Here is a 17,845-nt window from a genome sequence, read left to right as displayed (position 1 = left end):
TCGAAGAGGAACGTACGAGGAGCACCATGGCACACGACGACGACTCGCAGGCTCTTGACAGGGCCTACCAGCCCTCTCCGGGGCTGGGTGTCGCAGTCAGCGATCCCGTGCAGAACCCCGGGCTTCCGCCGCACCGCGAGCGGATGACCGACAAGGACCCGCGCGCCGAGAAGGCCGCCGTCCGCACCGTCTACACGCTGTTCTACCTGTCGCTCGCCGGCAGCATCTGGGCGGTCGCCGCCTACATGCTGTTCCCGATCGAGAGCGGCGCTCTCATCGACATCCGTCAGAACAACCTCTTCATCGGTCTCGGCATCGCGCTCGCGCTGCTGGCCCTGGGCATCGGCGCGATCCACTGGTCGAAGGCCCTCATGTCCGACAAGGAGCACGTCGAGCTCCGCCACCCCACCCGGGGCAAGGACTCGACGCGTGAGGCGGCCATCAAGGCCTTCGCCGACGCCAACGAGGAGTCCGGCTTCGGTCGCCGCACGATGATCCGCAACTCGCTGTTCGCGGCGATCGTCGCGTCGATCATCCCCGGTGTGACGCTGTTCCGTGGCCTCGCCCCGCACTCCACGCCGGACGACCCCACCGCAGGCGACCCGGTCGCGCTGCTGAAGCACACGATGTGGGATGAGGGCATGCGCCTCGTCCGCGACCCCGACGGCACCCCCATCCGTGCCGCCGACGTCACGCTCGGCTCCGCTTTCCACGTGATCCCGGAGGACCTCGCGGAGCTCGGTCACGATGAGGGCTACCTCGAGGAGAAGGCCAAGGCCATCGTGCTGATGATGCGCCTCCGCCCGGAGCAGCTCATCGAGGCCGAGGACCGCAAGGACTGGTCCTACGACGGCATCGTCGCGTACTCCAAGGTCTGCACGCACGTCGGCTGCCCCGTCGCGCTGTACGAGCAGCAGACCCACCACCTGCTGTGCCCGTGCCACCAGTCGCAGTTCGACGTCACGGACCACGCGAAGGTCATCTTCGGCCCGGCCGCTCGGCCGCTGCCTCAGCTGCCCATCACCGTGGACGACGAGGGCTACCTCATCGCACGCAGCGACTTCACCGAACCCGTCGGCCCGAGCTTCTGGGAGCGCCATTGAGCACCGCAACGCTGTCCAAGGACGAGAAGGACACCAAGGCGCCTCTCGGCGGCCGCTTCGTCGGCGCCGCGTCGAACTACATCGATGAGCGCACGAGCCTCTCCGGCTTCGTCAAGGAGCTCGGTCGCAAGATCTTCCCCGACCACTGGTCGTTCATGCTCGGTGAGATCGCGCTCTGGAGCTTCGTCGTCGTGTTCCTCTCCGGAACCTTCCTGACGTTCTTCTTCCAGGCCTCGATGGTGGAGACCCACTACACCGGCGCCTACGCCCCCATGCGCGGTATCGCGATGTCCTCGGCTCTCGAGTCGACGCTGCACATCTCGTTCGACCTCCGCGGTGGCCTCCTGGTCCGCCAGATCCACCACTGGGCCGCGCTCGTCTTCATCGCCGGCATCGGCGTGCACATGCTGCGCGTGTTCTTCACAGGCGCGTTCCGCAAGCCGCGCGAGCTGAACTGGGTGATCGGCTTCGTGCTGTTCATCCTCGCGATGGCCGAGGGCTTCACCGGCTACTCGCTCCCCGACGACCTGCTCTCGGGCAACGGCCTGCGCATCATCGACGGCATGATCAAGGGTCTCCCCCTGATCGGCACCTGGACCTCCTTCCTCCTCTTCGGCGGCGAGTTCCCGGGCACCGACATCGTGGGACGCCTCTACACCCTGCACATCCTGCTGCTCCCGATGCTGGTGATCGCCTTCATCGCGGTGCACCTGATGCTCATGATCATCAACAAGCACACGCAGTTCGCCGGCCCCGGCCGCACGAACGACAACGTCGTGGGCTACCCGATGATGCCGGTCTACATGTCCAAGATGGGCGGCTACCTGTTCATCGTCTTCGGCACCATCGTGCTGATCGCGACGTTCTTCCAGATCAACCCGATCTGGAACTACGGCCCCTACGACCCCTCCCCCGTCTCGGCCGGTACGCAGCCGGACTGGTACATCGGGTTCGCGGACGGCGCGCTCCGCCTGGCCCCGTCGAACTGGGACATCGTGTTCCTCGACCACACCTGGTCGTTCGGAATCCTGGCCCCGGTGGCCGTGCTCGGTCTGTTCATCGTCATCGTCGCGATCTACCCGTTCATCGAGGCGTGGGTCACCGGCGACAAGCGCGAGCACCACATCGCCCAGCGTCCGCGCAACGCGGCCACCCGCACCGCGATCGGCGTCGCCGGCGTCATCTTCTACGCGGTCCTGTGGGCGGCGGCCTCGTCCGACCTCATCGCCACGCACTTCATGCTCACCATGGAAGGCGTCATCCACACGCTGCAGGCGCTGCTGTTCCTGGGCCCGATCATCGGCTACTTCGTCACGAAGCGCATCTGCATCGCGCTCCAGAAGAAGGACCGCGAGATCGTCCTGCACGGCTTCGAGTCCGGACGCATCGTCCGCCTCCCCGGCGGCGAGTTCATCGAGGTGCACCAGCCGGTCGACGTCTACGACCGCTGGAAGCTCATCGACGTCGACGGCTACGAGCCGCTGGTCGTCCGCCCGAACGCCAAGGGCCGCATCCCGTGGACGGAGAACCTCCGTTCTGCGATGTCCCGCTGGTTCTTCGAGGACCGTCTCGCCCCGCTCACGCAGGCCGAGATCGACGCCGCCGATGCGCACCAGCATCACGTCACTGCGGGGAACGAGGAGGCGGAGGCCGCCGAGATCCAGGGCGCTCACGAGCGTGCCGGGTTCCCGGACGCGCCGCTCACGGTCGACGAGACGCACGTCGACGAAACGCCGAACACACCCAGCACGGTGATCTCGACCGAGCCCGTCAAGAAGCCTCGGAAGAAGAAGTCGGAGGACGACGAGTAGTCGTCACTCCCCTTCGATGAAGGCCCCGTCCGTTAGGACGGGGCCTTCATCGTTCTCCCCTGATGAGAGGATCGTCTCATGTCTTCGGTCGTCCGCCTGCTCCGTGCTCCCCTCCTCGCCGACACCCCGTACGCGTACGCCGCCACCGCCCCCGCTGACGCGCGTCTGGTCTTCCTAGCCGGAGCCTGCCCGTTGGAGGACGATGGGACGACCACCGCCCCCGGAGACTACGCCGCTCAGGCGGCACGGTGTGTCGAGACGCTGCAGGGCGCGCTCACGGCTGCCGGCGCCACTCTGACGGATGTCATCAGCACGCGGGTCCTGGTGGCCTCCTCCGCGCAGCGGGACCTCGTCACGGCCTGGGACGTCGTCCACGCCGCGTTCGGGCCTCACGACGTCCCCAGCACCCTCCTCGGCGTGACTGTCCTCGGCTACGACGACCAGCTCGTCGAGATCGAGGCGGTCGCCGCTCTGCCCGCGGACCGTGCATGACCACCCTCATCCGACACGCGACGGATCAGGACCATGCCGTCCTGGAGGAGATCGAGCGCGCCGCTGACAGCCTTCTGACCGATCGCTTCGGTGCCGAGGACTGGCCCCCGCCGTCGACAGCCGACGACCGCCGGCGCGCCGAGGGATTCGTCCTGGTGGCCACCTCCTCCCCTACGACGGAGGCTTCCGGCGGACTCGAGGTGCCGGTCGGGTTCGTGCAGGTGCTGGAGGGACCCGGGTACGCCCATCTGGAGCAGTTGTCCGTCCACCCCGCCTCCGGTCGCCGCGGTATCGGTCGCGCCCTCGTCATGGCGGCCCAGGACGAGTCCCGCCGTCGGGGCCGCACACAACTCACGCTGCGCACATACGCGGACGTCCCCTGGAACGCCCCTTTCTACTCCCGCTGCGGCTTCACGGAGTCCACGCCGGACACCGACTTCCTCCGTGAGCTCGTCGCCGTCGAAGAGCGTCTGGGCCTGACCCGGTACGGACGGCGGATCCAGATGACCGCGGCGCTCTGACCGGCCACGACGGCAGGATTCGCGCGACGCACGACGGTATCCCTCGGTCGTCGGCGCCCGCGCGTCCCTAGTCTGGGCTCATGATCGATCGCCTTGACTACTTCGCCGCCCGCCTCGCCTTCGAGACCGACCCCAGCGACGTGCACGCCGACCGTGCCGCCGGCCGCGCTCTGGTCGTGGTTGACGTCCGCTCGAGCGAGGCGTTCGCTCAGGGGCGCGTGTCCGGCGCGCTCCACATGCCTCACAGCGAGATCGCGCACCGCGCCCCGGAGGAGATCCCGGCGGATGCCGAGGTCGTCGTCTACTGCTGGAGCCCCGGATGCAACGGCGGTGTCCGCGGCTCGCTCGAGTTCGCTCGTCTCGGCTATCGCGTGCGCGAGATGATCGGCGGTTTCGAGTACTGGGCCCGCGAGGGATATCCCGTCGAAGACGCCGAGGGTGTGCACCACCGTCCCGTCGACCCGCTGACCGGGATCCCCCGCATCCGCACCCGCGTGTGAGCGGATCGCAGGAACGACGAAGGCCCCCGGAGTGATCCGGGGGCCTTCGGGGTGTGAGGAGACTCAGCGGGCGAAGTTGCCGCGGTAGTACTCGTAGACCCAGCCGACGATCGCGACCACGAAGATCGCGAGACCGATCGGGAGGAGGAAGTGACCGACCGCCAGGCCGACGACGAACACTCCGGCGGAAGCCGCGAGCACCAGCGGCCACCAGGACCACGGGCTGAACTCGCCGAGCTCGGGGTCACCGTCGTCGATGTCCGACGTGAGGATGTCCTCGGGCAGCTCACCGTTCTGCGCCTTGTGCGTCCGGTCGAGGTAGAAGGCGACCATGGCGCCCATGAAGGCCGAGAAGAACAGGGCGACGGTACCGACCCACTCGACCTGGTTCACCAGCGGAAGCCCGGGGTGAGCCAGGATGTTCCAGCCCGTGTAGACGACGCCGACGAGGGCGAAGAACGCGGTCAGGACCCACCAGATGATGACGTTGTCGCGCATGGCTCAGTGGCCCTCTCGCTCGCCGGGTGCGGTGGTCGCGAACTCCGCGGCCTCCGGGTGGTTCAGGTCGAACGCCGGACGCTCGCTGCGGATGCGCGGGATCGACGTGAAGTTGTGCCGCGGCGGCGGGCACGAGGTCGCCCACTCCAGCGAGGCACCGTAGCCCCAGGGGTCGTTCACGGTGACCTTCGGCGCCTTGCGGGCCGTGATCCAGACGTTCAGGAAGAACGGCAGCATCGAGGCGCCGAGGATGATCGCACCGATCGTCGAGACCTGGTTCTGCCACGTCCAGCCGTCCGCCGCGGAGTAGTCCGCGTAGCGACGCACCATGCCGTCGACACCGAGCCAGTGCTGGATGAGGAAGGTCATGTGGAAGCCGACGAACAGCATCCAGAAGTGCACGTAGCCGAGGCGCTCGTTCAGCATGCGACCCGTCCACTTCGGCCACCAGAAGTAGAAACCGGCGAACATCGCGAACACGACCGTGCCGAACACCACGTAGTGGAAGTGCGCCACGACGAAGTAGCTGTCGCTGAGGTGGAAGTCCAGCGGCGGGGCCGCGAGGATCACACCGGTGAGGCCACCGAAGACGAACGAAACGAGGAAGCCGAGCGAGAACACCATCGGGGTCTCGAACGTCACCGAGCCGCGCCACAGCGTCCCGATCCAGTTGAAGATCTTCACACCCGTGGGCACCGCGATGAGCATCGTCATCAGAGCGAAGAACGGCAGGAGCACGGAGCCGGTGACGTACATGTGGTGCGCCCACACGGCGACGGACAGGGCCGCGATCGCGATCGTCGCGTAGACCAGGGTCTTGTACCCGAAGATCGGCTTCCGGCTGAACACCGGGAAGATCTCCGAGACGATGCCGAAGAACGGCAGCGCGATGATGTAGACCTCGGGGTGGCCGAAGAACCAGAAGAGGTGCTGCCAGAGCAGGACACCCCCGTTGGCCGGGTCGTAGATGTGCGCACCGAGCACGCGGTCGGCGGCGGCGGCGAAGATCGCCGCGGCGAGGACCGGGAAGGCCATCAGGATCAGGAGGCTGGTGATGAGCGTGTTCCAGCTGAAGATCGGCATGCGCCACATCGTCATGCCGGGAGCACGCATCGTGATGATCGTCGTGATGAAGTTCACCGCACCGAGGATCGTGCCGAAGCCCGAGATGCCGAGACCGAGCATCCAGAGGTTTCCGCCCGCTCCTGGCGAGAACGACGCGTTGGCCAAGGGCTGATACGCGAACCAGCCGAACGAGGCCGCACCCTGCGGGGTGAGGAAGCCGGCGACCGCGATGGTCGAGCCGAACAGGAACAGCCAGAAGGCGAAGGCGTTCAGACGCGGGAAGGCGACGTCCGGAGCACCGATCTGCAGCGGCAGGATCGCATTAGCGAAGCCGGCGAACAGCGGCGTCGCGAACATCAGCAGCATGATCGTGCCGTGCATCGTGAACAGCTGGTTGTACTGCTCCTTCGTCGGGACGATCTGCATGCCCGGCGCGAACAGCTCGGCACGGATCACCAGCGCCATCACGCCACCCAGGAGGAAGAACATCACCGAGGCGATGAGGTACATGTACCCGATCGTCTTGTGGTCCGTGGAGGTGATCCACTTGACGACGATGTTGCCCTTCTGCTCGACGCGGGAGGAGCTCATCAGAGCAGCCTGGCGCGCGGGCAGGGTGGTGGGACGGGAGCGAGGTGCCTCGTCGGTGCGAGGAGCTTCAGTGGTCGACATGGCTTACTCCTCTCCTTCCTCGGTGTCGGTCTTCCCGGAGGTGCCGGGGAGGTTCGAGAGACGGTCGTACGCGTCGGTGATGTCCCCGGTGTTGCCCTCTTCCTCGAGGGACTCGAGGTAGGCGGCGTACTCGTCCTGCGAGACGACCTTCACGTTGAAGAGCATCATCGAGTGGTACTCGCCGCAGAGCTCGGCGCACTTGCCGGCGTACTCGCCCTCACGGGTGGGGATGAAGGACCAGGAGTTGTCCTTCCCGATGAACATGTCCTTCTTGTAGAGGAAGTCGATGATCCAGAAGGAGTGGATGACGTCGCGCGACTGCAGGTTGATGGTGACCTTCTGGTCGACCGGCAGCACCAGGGTCGGCAGCTCCGCCTGGTCGATGTTGCCTTCCGCGTCGGGCTGGGCCTGGATGCCCATGGTCCACACGGTGTCTTCCTCGGTCTCGCCGTTGTACTGGAAGTCCCATGCCCACTGCTTGGCGATCGCGGTGATCTCGACGTCGGGGTCGTCCCACTTCGTCTCGATCTCGGTCTGGTCGCGAGCCGTGAAGAAGAACATGCCCAGCACGAGGATGAGCGGCACGATCGTGTAGAAGATCTCGATCGGCATGTTGTAGCGCATCTGCACCGGGAGGCCGGTCTGGCCCTTGCGGCGGCGGTACGCGATCGCAGCCCAGGCCATGAGGCTCCAGGTGACGACACCCACCGCGAGGAGCACGATCCAGGAGTTCACCCAGAGGGACGACACGCGCTCCGTCTGGTTGGTTGCTGCCGGACCACCATCCACGAAGCCCGGAAGAAAGCCGTTCAGCTCGGTGGGAGTACATCCCGCCAGAGCCACAGCTGCCACAACTCCCACAGGGAGTGCGGCCCAACGAAGGCGGCGTTTCGAGGGCACGATGCACCTTTCAGATCGCGGACAAGGCATGTCCAAGTCTAGAGCAACCTCACACCTGATTCATGCCAACCATGCAGGTTGAGAAGCGGAACGGCCGCCGTCACGGGACGTGACGGCGGCCGTTCGCGGGAAGAACGTGTCAGTGGAAGCTGTCGCCGCAGGCGCAGCTGCCCGCCGCGTTCGGGTTGTCGATGGTGAAGCCCTGCTCCGAGATGGTGTCCTTGAAGTCGATCGAGGCGCCGTCGAGGTAGGGAACACTCATGTTGTCGACGATGACCTCGACACCGTCGAAGTCGACGGTCTCGTCGCCTTCGAGGTAGCGCTCGTCGAAGTAGAGCTGGTAGATCAGGCCCGAGCAGCCGCCGGGCTGCACGGCGACACGCAGACGGAGGTCGTCGCGGCCCTCCTGCTCGAGAAGGTTCTTCACCTTCGTGGCGGCGGCGTCCGTCAGCTTGACGCCGTGTGCGCGGGTGGTCTCTGCGGACAGGGTGGTGTCGCTCATGTCGCTCCTCGTGACGGGTCCGGGTACGTGCTCTTCGACGATTCTACCGCCGGTGCGGACGGAAGGCTCAGATCTCCCGCGCGTTCATGCGGGCGAGGAGCAGGGCCTCGGTCGCCACGGCATGCCGGAAGGTGTCGAGATGCAGAGACTCGTTCGGGCTGTGCGCGCGGGAGTGCGGATCCTCCACGCCCGTCACGAGGATCTGCGCCTCCGGGAACTCGCGCACGAGGTCGGCGATGAACGGGATCGACCCGCCGACGCCCAGGTCCACCGGAGCGACCCCGTACCCGTCGCGCATCGCGTCGCGGGTGAGGGTGACCGCCCACCCGCTCGTGTCCACGAGGAAGGGGTTGCCGAGGTCGACGTCCGAGAAGGTCAGCTCGGCGCCGAACGGGGCGTGGGCACGGAGGTGCCGCTCGAGAGCCTCGTAGGCCTCCTGGCCGGACTGTCCGGGGGCGACACGTGCGCTGATGACCACGGTCACCTCCGGGAGCAGCGTGTTCGACGCCGCCGCGACGCTCGTCGCATCGATGCCGATCACGGTGACGGAGGGCTTGTTCCAGATGCGGCTGAGGATCGTGCCGTCGCCGATGGGCGTCGTCCCCGGGAGGAGCCCGGCCTCGTCGCGCAGCGTCTCCTCGGTGTACTCGGGTGTCTCGGCGTCCCGAGCGGTCATGCCCTCGACCGCGACGGAGCCGTCCTCGTTCCACAGGGTGGCGAGGAGACGCACGGTCGCCATCATCGCGTCGGGCACCGCGCCACCGAACATTCCAGAGTGGGACGCGTGGTCGAGCGTGCGCACCTTCAGGGTGAAGCGTGCGTTGCCGCGGAGGGAGACGGTCAGGCCCGGCGTGACGGAATCCCAGTTGCCCGAGTCCGCGACGACGATCGCATCGGCGCGGAGGGCGTCCTTGTTGTCGGAGAGGAATTGCGCGAAGGACCGCGAACCGTACTCCTCCTCCCCCTCGACGAACATCGCGATCCCGACGTCGAGGTCGTCGCCGAGCACGTCGGCGACCGCGCGGATCGCGCCGATGTGGGCCATGATGCCGGCCTTGTCGTCCGCGGCGCCGCGTCCGTACAGGCGGCCGTCACGCACCGTCGGCTCGAACGGCGGCATCTCCCACAGGGCGTCCTCCCCCGGAGGCTGCACGTCGTGGTGGGCGTAGAGGAGGATCGTCGGCTTCCCGTTCCGCGCCGCGCGCGTCGCGAGGACGGCGGGCTGGCCCTGCTCGTCGGTGCCGGGGATGTCGGCACGGAGCACCCTCACCTCGTCGAAGACACCGGTGCCGCGCGCGAGCGTGGCGACGGCGTCGGCGCTGCGCTCGAGCTGCGTCTGGTCGAAGGCCGGCCAAGCCATGCCGGGAATGCGCACGAGGTTCCCGAGGTCCGACAGCGCGGACGGGATACCGGTGGCGACTGCTTCGAGGACGGCGGCGTCGGACTCGCTGGGAAGTGCAGGTGAGGTCATGCGAGTAATCTTAAGGCGACCCACCCCAGCGAACCGAGGAACCTCGTGGCCACTACCCCCGCCTCCCCTTCGACGAACGACGACGCCCCCCAGACGCCTGCCGTCGGCAAGGGACGCGCGACGCCGACCCGCGCCGAGCAGGAGGCCGCCCGCCGCCGCCCCCTCGTGGCGAACACGAAGGAGGCCAAGGCCGCGGCCCGCGCCGAGCTCAACGAGCGCCGCGCGAAGGCACAGGCCGGCATGGCCGCCGGTGAGGAGAAGTACCTCCCCGCGCGCGACAAGGGCCCGCAGCGTCGGTGGGTGCGCGACTACGTCGATGCCGGCTGGCACCCCGCCGAGTTCGTCATGGGCGTCATGGTCCTCGTCATCCTGGCCTCGCTGCTGCCGACGAACATGATGATCTCGTTCTACGCGTACCTGTTCATGATGGCGTACCTCGTGATCGCGATCGGCGGCATGATCCTCCTCGGCATGCGGGTCAAGCGCAAGGCGGCCGCGAAGTTCGGCAAGGACCGCGTCGAGAAGGGTCTCGGCTGGTACGCCGGCATGCGGGCTCTGCAGATGCGCTTCATGCGCCTGCCCAAGCCGCAGGTCAAGCGCGGGCAGTACCCCGACTGACCAGTCCGCGGTTGATCTCGCGGCCCCAGAACGGGCCGCGGTAGAGGAACGCCGTGTAGCCCTGGACCAGGGTCGCCCCGGCATCCAGACGCTCCTGCACATCGGCGGCCGTCTCCACACCGCCCACCGCGATCACGCAGAAGTCCTCCGGCACCGCCGCACGGACGACCCGGAGCACCTCCAGCGACCGCTGCTTGAGCGGAGCCCCGGAGAGCCCCCCGGCACCCGCCGCTTCGACGACGGCCGCATCGGTCCGCAGGCCGTCACGGCTGATCGTCGTGTTGTGGGCGATGATGCCCGCGAGCCCTTCGTCGACGGCGAGCCGCGCGATCGCGGTGATCTCGTCGTCCGGCAGATCGGGGGCGATCTTCACGAGCAGCGGGGTGGACCCGGCCGCGTCACGGACAGCGCGCAGCAGCGGCGCCAGGGTCTCGACCGCCTGCAGGCCCCGCAGCCCGGGGGTGTTCGGCGACGAGACGTTGACCGCGAGATAGTCGGCGAGCGGAGCGAGTCTCGTGGCGGAGGCGACGTAGTCGGCGACCGCGTCCTCGACGTCCACCACGCGGCTCTTGCCGATGTTCACGCCGATCACCGTGTCCGGCGCGCCGCGGCGGAGCCGGGCGAGGCGGCGGGCTGCGGCATCCGCGCCCCGGTTGTTGAAGCCCATGCGGTTGATGACCGCCCGGTCCTCGACCAGCCGGAACAGGCGCGGCTTCGGGTTGCCCTCCTGCGGGACTGCCGTGATCGTGCCGACCTCGACGTGGCCGAAGCCGAGCGCCGCGAGTCCGCGGACCCCGACGGCGTTCTTGTCGAACCCGGCGGCGACGCCGAACGGGGACGGGAACGTGAGCCCGAGGGCCTCGACCCGCAGCGAGGGGTCCGGCCGGGTCATCGCACGGGTGGCCCACGAGAACGGCGGCACACCGAGGACGCGGATCACCGCCATGCCGGCGTGGTGGGCGAACTCGGGGTCGAAGCGCGAGAGGACGGCGCGGAAGAGCAGCGGATACATCCCTGCCAGATTACCGGTCCGCCGCCTCCGCCTTCGCGTGGTCGGCCCGGAGGTCGCTGATCGCGGACTCGAAGTCCTCGAGCGAGTCGAACGCCTGGTAGACGCTCGCGAAGCGGAGGAAGGCGACCTCGTCGAGCTCACGCAGCGGGCCGAGGATGGCGAGGCCGATCTCGTTCGTGTCGAGCTGGGAGACCCCCGTCTGCCGGACCGCCTCCTCCACGCGCTGAGCGAGGATCGCCAGGTCCGCCTCCGTCACAGGCCGCCCCTGGCACGCCTTCCGCACGCCGGAGATGACTTTCTCCCTGCTGAAGGGCTCCATGACGCCCGAGCGCTTGATGACGTTCAGGCTCGCGGTCTCCGTCGTGGAGAACCGTCCGCCGCATTCCGGACACTGACGACGCCGACGGATGGACAGACCGTCGTCGCTGGTGCGCGAGTCGATGACGCGCGAATCGGGGTGACGGCAGAAGGGGCAGTGCATCTGACAGATCCTACGCGGTGAAACGGGCCTCGATCGCCTCGCCGTGGGCGGGGAGCACCTCGGTGTCGGCCAATGCGACCACGCCCTCCCGGACCGCGGCCAGAGCGGCACGGTCGTACGAGACGACCTGCTGCGGGCGGAGGAACGTGTAGGCGCCCAGGCCAGGGGCGTAGCGCGCCTGCCCTCCGGTGGGCAGGACGTGGTTGCTCCCGGCCATGTAGTCGCCGAGGCTGACCGGGGTCTGATCGCCGACGAAGACGGCACCGGCGCTCGTGAAGGCGGCTGCCGCCTCCTCCGCATCCGCGAGGTGCAGTTCCAGGTGCTCCGGGGCGTAGGCGTTGCTGAACGCGACAGCCATCGCCCGATCGTCCACGAGAACGATCGCCGACTGCGGTCCGGACAGTGCGGCCGCGACGCGCTCGCTGTGCCGCGTGCGCCCCGCCTGCCGTTCGACCTCTCCCCTGACCTGCTCTGCGATCTCCACGGAGTCCGTGACGAGGACGGCAGAGGCCTGCTCGTCGTGCTCGGCCTGGCTCACGAGGTCGGCGGCGATGAGCCGCGGGTCGGACGTGGCGTCCGCGACGACCAGGATCTCGGTGGCCCCGGCTTCGGAGTCGGTGCCGACCACGCCCGCGACGGCGCGCTTCGCGGACGCGACGTAGTTGTTGCCCGGTCCGGACACGACGTCGACGGGATCGAGTCCCAGGCTCCCGACGCCGTGGGCGAGGGCTCCGATGGCTCCGGCTCCGCCCATGGCGTAGACCTCGGAGACCCCGAGCAGCGCGGCCGCAGCCAGGATGGTCGGGTGCACGCGGCCGTCCTCATCCGCCTGCGGTGGCGAGGCGAGGGCGATCTGCTGCACCCCGGCGACCTGCGCGGGCACGACGTTCATGACGACGCTCGATGGGTAGACGGCCTTGCCGCCGGGGATGTAGACCCCGACGCGGGAGACCGGCTGCCAGCGCTGCGTGATGGTCGCGCCGTCGCCGAAACGTGTGACCTGCGGGGCCGGCACCTGCGCGGCCGACGCCGATCGCACGCGTCGGATCGCCTCCTCCAGGGCCGCGCGCACTGTGGGGGCCAGCCCCTCCAGAGCTTCCTGGAGGTGGGACGCGGGCACCCGCACCGCGTGGCCGGTGACGCGGTCGAAGCGCTCCGCCTGCTCGCGGAGGGCCTCCTCGCCGCGCTCCCGGACATCGTCGACGAGACGCGCGGCGGTGTCCAGAGCCTCGGCCCGCGCCTGAGTCGCGCGCGGGACGGCCGCGAGCATGTCGGCGGGCGAGAGCTCGCGCCCCCGCAGATCGATCGTGCGCATGTCAGCCCTTCGTGATGCCGGCGATGTCGTGGAGGTAGCCGATGCGGCCGTCGTCATGACGGACCACGAACGCGCCGCCCCGATCCTCGATCACGAGGGCCCAGGCCGTCGGACCGATACGGAAGATCGGCTCGCCGCGCTCGTCGTGCACGTCGCGCTCCGTCGGCGCGAGGATCCAGAAGGGCTGCGCCACGTCCGCGCTCTCGCGCGGCGCGGCGTACCCGTCTTCACGGCTGTCACCGACGACCGGGTGCACGGCGGTCGCGTCGTCCGCCTCCGGTTCCCGGTATGCGGCGAGCTCTTCCTCGGTGAGCGCCTTGGCTCCGAGGAGGGACTCGATGCTGCCGGTGTCCGACACGATCTCGGGCTGCTCGCCACGGGAGCGACGCGAGTACGGCGGGGCGTACTCCGGCTCGGAGGAGACGGGAACGGTTCCGGTTCCCCCTCCCGAGGCGTGCGCGGTGAGCGGGACCCGACCCGCGTCGTCCGCGATCCCGTCGTCGGCGGCGTCATCGGAGCCTTCATCGGAGGCCGCATCAGCGGTGCGGGCCTCTGCAGGAGCGACTTCCGCCGTCGACGATGCGCTGTCGGGAGTCGCGATCACGGCGGTCTCATCCTCCGCCGGAGCCGCGGTGGCCACGGACGGCGACGCGTCGGCCTCCGCGGCGGCGGTGGTGTCCGTGGTCGTCTCGGGACGCGGACGAGGGATCACGGGACGGACCGGGTTCGCGTTGCGGTGCGCGAGAGTGACGAGCCGCCCCTGGAAGTCCTCCTTGACGCCCGGGATGAGCGGGGCGAAGACGGTGAGCACGACGAGCGCGGTCGACGTGATGACCTGCACGACGGCGTTCCAGGGCAGACCCCAGTTGCCGGTGGAGATGACGGCCGAGAGGGCGAGCCACAGGTTGCCGGCCCACACGCACGCCGAGACCGAGAAGGCCACGGAGGCGAACTGATCGATGCCGAGCGACCCCACGCGGCGGATGCCGTCGGGCGAGAACCGCCGGAGGACGAGGAGGAACACGGCGACCGTCGGCACGCCGATCGGCAGGATCCACTGGATGCCGATGCCCCAGAGCGAGATCCCCCCGCTGAGCGGGAAGAAGGACACGAGGAAGGAGACCAGCCAGACTCCGACGATCACCAGCTCGCGCAGCGTGAATCCGAGGATGCCGTACTCCGGCGTGACCTCGTCGTCGTAGAGGACGCCGTCCTCGTCGCTGAACACCGCCTCGGCATCCGGCTCGGGAAGATCCGTGCTCATAGTCGTCCTTTCCTCATCGGCGCACCACGACTTTCCGGTGCTCTCGACGGCTCCCGATCCTACCCGTTCACCCCAGACAGGTTGGTCCGAGCAGCGACTTGAGGTCGCCGAAGAGGTCGGCCGACACCTTCACGGGCATGGGCACCTCGAACACCTTCGCGGTGCCTCCGCGGTGCACGCGGAGCAGCACCTCGGTGTCGCCGCTGTGCCGTCGGAGCACCTCGGCCAGCTCGGTCATGACCCGTTCCGTCGCGCGCTGCTCGGCGAGGACGAGCGAGAGGGGCCCTGCCGCATCGAAGGAGCCGACGTCGGGGGCGAAGGCGGACTGGGCATGCAGGTTCAGGCCGTCGTCGCGGCGGGAGACGCGCCCACGCACGGCGAGGATCGCATCCTGCTGCAACGTGTGCTGGAACTCGAGGTATGTCTTTCCCATGAACATCACGGTGACCTCACCGTTGAAGTCCTCCACGGTGATCATGCCGTAGGGGTTGCCGCTCGCCTTCGCCACACGGTGCTGCACGCTCGTGACGAGGCCCGCCACGGTGACCTGATCGCCGTCCTGCAGATCCTCGGAGTTGTTGAGGTCGTGGATCGAGATCGAGGCGTGCTTGGCCAGCGGCACCTCGAGACCCGCGAGCGGGTGATCGGAGACGTAGAGGCCGAGCATCTCGCGCTCGAAGGCGAGCTTGTCCTTCTTGATCCACTCCGGACGCGGAGGGACCTTCGCGGGTGCCGCCTCCTCCATGCCGTCATAGAGACTGTCGAAGTCGAACCCGATGGCGCCCTGCGCCTCGTTGCGCTTCCTGTCGACGGCCGCCTCCACGGCGTCTTCGTGGATCTCGAGGAGCGCCCGACGGGTGTCCCCCATCGAGTCGAAGGCGCCGGCCTTGATGAGCGACTCCACCGTGCGCTTGTTGGCGACGTGCAGCGGCACCGTGTCGAGGAAGTGATGGAAGGAGGTGAACCGCTCATCCTTTCGCGACTGCACGATGCCGTCGACGACGTTCGTGCCGACGTTTCTGACCGCCCCGAGACCGAAGCGGATGTCGTCGCCGACGGCCGCGAAGAAGTTGATCGACTCCGAGACGTCCGGCGGGAGCACCTTGATCCCCATCCGGCGACACTCGTTCAGGTAGAGCGCCATCTTGTCCTTCGAGTCGCCGACGCTCGTGAGGAGGGCGGCCATGTACTCGGCCGGGTAGTGCGCCTTGAGGTAGGCGGTCCAGTACGACACGAGCCCGTAGGCAGCGGAGTGCGCTTTGTTGAAGGCGTAGTCCGAGAACGGCAGGAGGATGTCCCAGAGGGCCTTGACCGCTCCCTCCCCGAAGCCGCGCTCGGTCATGCCCGCCGCGAAACCGGCGTACTGCTTGTCCAGCTCGGACTTCTTCTTCTTTCCCATCGCTCGGCGCAGGATGTCGGCCTGACCGAGGCTGAACCCGGCCACCTTCTGCGCGATCGCCATGACCTGCTCCTGGTAGATGATGAGCCCGTAGGACTCCTCCAGGATCTCGGCGAGCGGCTCCGCCAGCTCGGGGTGGATCGGGGTGATCTCCTGCTGCCCGTTCTTGCGCAGCGCGTAGTTGGTGTGGGAGTTGGCTCCCATCGGCCCGGGACGGTACAGCGCGATGAGGGCCGAGATGTCACCGAAGTTGTCGGGCTTCATGAGCCGCATCAGCGAGCGCAGCGGCGGACTGTCGAGCTGAAAGACACCGAGCGTGTCGCCGCGGGCCAGCAGTTCGTAGACGGCGGGGTCGTCGAGACCGAGGTGCTCGAGATCGAGCTCCTCGCCCCGGTTCATGCGGATGTTGTCGAGCGCGTCCGAGATGATCGTGAGGTTCCGGAGGCCCAGGAAGTCCATCTTGATCAGACCGAGGGACTCGCACGACGGATAGTCGAACTGCGTGACGATCTGACCGTCCTGCTCGCGACGCATGATCGGGATGATGTCGAGCAGGGGCTCGGACGACATGATGACGCCGGCGGCGTGCACGCCCCACTGCCGCTTCAGCCCCTCGAGGCCGAGCGCGCGGTCGAAGACCGTCTTCGCCTCGGGGTCGGTCTCGATGAGAGCCCGGAACTCGCTCGCCTCCTTGTAGCGCGGGTGCGCGGAGTCGAACATGCCGTCGAGGGGCATGTCCTTCCCCATGACGGCCGGGGGCATCGCCTTGGTGAGCCGCTCCCCCATGCTGAACGGGAAGCCGAGGACACGACCGGCGTCCTTGAGGGCCTGCTTCGACTTGATCGTGCCGTACGTGACGATCTGTGCGACCCGCTCGGACCCGTACTTCCTGGTCACGTACTCGATGACCTCGCCGCGGCGGCGGTCGTCGAAGTCGACGTCGAAGTCGGGCATCGACACGCGGTCCGGGTTGAGGAACCGCTCGAAGATCAGACCGTGCTCGAGAGGGTCGAGGTCGGTGATCTTCATCGCATAGGCGACCATCGAACCCGCACCGGAGCCACGCCCCGGACCGACCCGGATGCCGTTGTCCTTGGCCCAGTTGATGAAGTCGGCGACGACGAGGAAGTACCCGGGGAAGCCCATCTGGAGGATGATGCCGGTCTCGTACTCGGCCTGCTTGCGCACCTTGTCCGGGATGCCGTTCGGGTACCGGTAGTGGAGGCCCTTCTCGACCTCTTTGATGAGCCAGCTGTCCTCGGTCTCGCCCTCGGGGACCGGGAACCGCGGCATGTAGTTCGCCGAGGTGTTGAACTCCACCTCGCAGCGCTCGGCGATCAGGAGCGTGTTGTCGCAGGCCTCCGGGTGGTCCCGGAAGAGCTGCCGCATCTCGGCCGCGGTCTTGATGTAGTACCCGTCGCCGTCGAACTTGAAGCGGTTCGGGTCGTCGAGCGTGGAGCCGGACTGCACGCACAGCAGGGCCGCGTGGGCGTCGGCTTCGTGCTGGTGGGTGTAGTGCGAGTCGTTGGTCGCCACGAGCGGGATGCCGAGGTCTTTCGCGAGACGCAGCAGATCCGTCATGACCCGGCGCTCGATCGACAGGCCGTGGTCCATGATCTCGGCGAAGTAGTTCTCCTTGCCGAAGATGTCCTGGAACTCCGCTGCGGCCGCGCGGGCGGCGTCGTACTGGCCGAGCCGCAGCCGCGTCTGCACCTCTCCGGACGGGCACCCCGTCGTGGCGATGAGTCCCTTGCCGTACGTCTGGAGCAGCTCGCGGTCCATACGCGGCTTGAAGTAGTACCCCTCCATGCTCGACAGCGAGCTCAGCCGGAAGAGGTTGTGCATGCCCTCCGTGCTCTGGCTCCACATGGTCATGTGGGTGTACGCGCCCGAACCCGACACGTCGTCGCTGCGCTGGTCTGCCGAGCCCCACTGCACGCGGGTCTTGTCGCTGCGGTGCGTGCCCGGGGTGACGTACGCCTCGAGACCCACGATGGGCTTGATGCCGGCGTTGCGCGCGGCGTTGTAGAACTCGAACGCCGCGAAGGTGTTCCCGTGGTCCGTCACCGCGATCGCCGGCATGCCGTAATCGGCGGCCGCCTGCGTCATCGCGTTGATCTTCGCAGCCCCGTCGAGCATCGAGTACTCGCTGTGCACGTGCAGGTGGACGAAGGAGTCGGATGCCATGCTTCGAGTCTACGTTCGGCCATCGACATCGGCC

General features: G+C 68.0%; 16 protein-coding genes. 6 read left to right on the top strand and 10 right to left on the bottom strand.

What is annotated here, in order from left to right; all coding sequences use genetic code 11:
- Positions 1-26: 26 nt before the first annotated feature.
- The 5 genes from qcrA to D8M34_RS00800 all read left to right on the top strand — a co-directional run bounded on the left by qcrA (position 27) and on the right by D8M34_RS00800 (position 4,427).
- Entirely contained in the window at positions 27-1,103 is a 1,077-nt protein-coding gene (gene qcrA / locus D8M34_RS00820; protein WP_025105059.1) for a cytochrome bc1 complex Rieske iron-sulfur subunit, read from the top strand.
- Positions 1,100-2,914: a cytochrome bc1 complex cytochrome b subunit gene (qcrB, locus tag D8M34_RS00815; protein WP_025105060.1), complete on the top strand. Its 1,815-nt coding sequence runs from the start codon at positions 1,100-1,102 to the stop codon at positions 2,912-2,914. Before qcrA ends, qcrB begins: the two co-directional genes overlap by 4 nt.
- A gap of 78 nt (positions 2,915-2,992) precedes the next feature.
- The gene (locus D8M34_RS00810) at positions 2,993-3,406 is read left to right on the top strand and encodes a RidA family protein (RefSeq protein ID WP_062766851.1); all 414 of its coding nucleotides are present in this window, start codon (positions 2,993-2,995) and stop codon (positions 3,404-3,406) included.
- Positions 3,403-3,927: a GNAT family N-acetyltransferase gene (locus D8M34_RS00805; protein ID WP_062766854.1), complete on the top strand. Its 525-nt coding sequence runs from the start codon at positions 3,403-3,405 to the stop codon at positions 3,925-3,927. The genes D8M34_RS00810 and D8M34_RS00805 overlap by 4 nt, the downstream gene beginning before the upstream one ends.
- 80 nt (positions 3,928-4,007) lie before the next feature.
- Positions 4,008-4,427: a rhodanese-like domain-containing protein gene (locus tag D8M34_RS00800; RefSeq protein ID WP_126892923.1), complete on the top strand. Its 420-nt coding sequence runs from the start codon at positions 4,008-4,010 to the stop codon at positions 4,425-4,427.
- A gap of 63 nt (positions 4,428-4,490) precedes the next feature.
- Here the strand turns inward: D8M34_RS00800 and D8M34_RS00795 are convergent, their stop codons facing one another.
- The 5 genes from D8M34_RS00795 to D8M34_RS00775 all read right to left on the bottom strand — a co-directional run bounded on the left by D8M34_RS00795 (position 4,491) and on the right by D8M34_RS00775 (position 9,535).
- On the bottom strand, positions 4,491-4,925 hold the full coding sequence (locus D8M34_RS00795; protein WP_126892922.1) for a cytochrome c oxidase subunit 4: 435 nt from the start codon (positions 4,923-4,925) through the stop codon (positions 4,491-4,493).
- A 3-nt stretch (positions 4,926-4,928) separates the two neighbouring features.
- Complete coding sequence (gene ctaD / locus D8M34_RS00790; RefSeq protein ID WP_025105065.1) at positions 4,929-6,662, bottom strand: aa3-type cytochrome oxidase subunit I; 1,734 nt, start codon at positions 6,660-6,662, stop codon at positions 4,929-4,931.
- A 3-nt stretch (positions 6,663-6,665) separates the two neighbouring features.
- Entirely contained in the window at positions 6,666-7,592 is a 927-nt protein-coding gene (ctaC, locus tag D8M34_RS00785) for an aa3-type cytochrome oxidase subunit II (protein ID WP_051582271.1), read from the bottom strand.
- A gap of 109 nt (positions 7,593-7,701) precedes the next feature.
- Positions 7,702-8,064: an iron-sulfur cluster insertion protein ErpA gene (gene erpA / locus D8M34_RS00780; protein WP_025105067.1), complete on the bottom strand. Its 363-nt coding sequence runs from the start codon at positions 8,062-8,064 to the stop codon at positions 7,702-7,704.
- Between the two features lie 67 nt (positions 8,065-8,131).
- Positions 8,132-9,535: a dipeptidase gene (locus tag D8M34_RS00775; RefSeq protein WP_126892921.1), complete on the bottom strand. Its 1,404-nt coding sequence runs from the start codon at positions 9,533-9,535 to the stop codon at positions 8,132-8,134.
- A gap of 45 nt (positions 9,536-9,580) precedes the next feature.
- Here D8M34_RS00775 and D8M34_RS00770 point away from each other — a divergent pair, with 45 nt between their 5' ends.
- Positions 9,581-10,153 (top strand): DUF3043 domain-containing protein, encoded by a 573-nt coding sequence (locus D8M34_RS00770; RefSeq protein ID WP_060921218.1) that lies wholly within the window; start codon positions 9,581-9,583, stop codon positions 10,151-10,153.
- Here the strand turns inward: D8M34_RS00770 and D8M34_RS00765 are convergent.
- The 5 genes from D8M34_RS00765 to dnaE form a co-directional block, all read right to left on the bottom strand.
- The gene (locus D8M34_RS00765; RefSeq protein ID WP_062766860.1) at positions 10,128-11,165 is read right to left on the bottom strand and encodes a quinone-dependent dihydroorotate dehydrogenase; all 1,038 of its coding nucleotides are present in this window, start codon (positions 11,163-11,165) and stop codon (positions 10,128-10,130) included. The genes D8M34_RS00770 and D8M34_RS00765 overlap by 26 nt on opposite strands.
- Positions 11,166-11,175: 10 nt before the next feature.
- Positions 11,176-11,646: a transcriptional regulator NrdR gene (gene nrdR / locus D8M34_RS00760; RefSeq protein ID WP_025105071.1), complete on the bottom strand. Its 471-nt coding sequence runs from the start codon at positions 11,644-11,646 to the stop codon at positions 11,176-11,178.
- A gap of 10 nt (positions 11,647-11,656) precedes the next feature.
- On the bottom strand, positions 11,657-12,961 hold the full coding sequence (gene hisD / locus D8M34_RS00755) for a histidinol dehydrogenase (protein ID WP_062766863.1): 1,305 nt from the start codon (positions 12,959-12,961) through the stop codon (positions 11,657-11,659).
- A 1-nt stretch (position 12,962) separates the two neighbouring features.
- Entirely contained in the window at positions 12,963-14,225 is a 1,263-nt protein-coding gene (locus D8M34_RS00750; RefSeq protein WP_126892920.1) for a hypothetical protein, read from the bottom strand.
- Between the two features lie 67 nt (positions 14,226-14,292).
- A complete protein-coding gene (gene dnaE / locus D8M34_RS00745; RefSeq protein WP_025105074.1) occupies positions 14,293-17,811 on the bottom strand; it encodes a DNA polymerase III subunit alpha in 3,519 nt (1,172 codons plus the stop codon).
- Positions 17,812-17,845: the final 34 nt, after the last annotated feature.

It is taken from the genome of Microbacterium sp. HSID17254 (assembly GCF_003989315.1).
Classification (GTDB): Bacteria; Actinomycetota; Actinomycetes; order Actinomycetales; family Microbacteriaceae; genus Microbacterium.
This window is presented reverse-complemented; position numbering and strand designations above follow the sequence as displayed.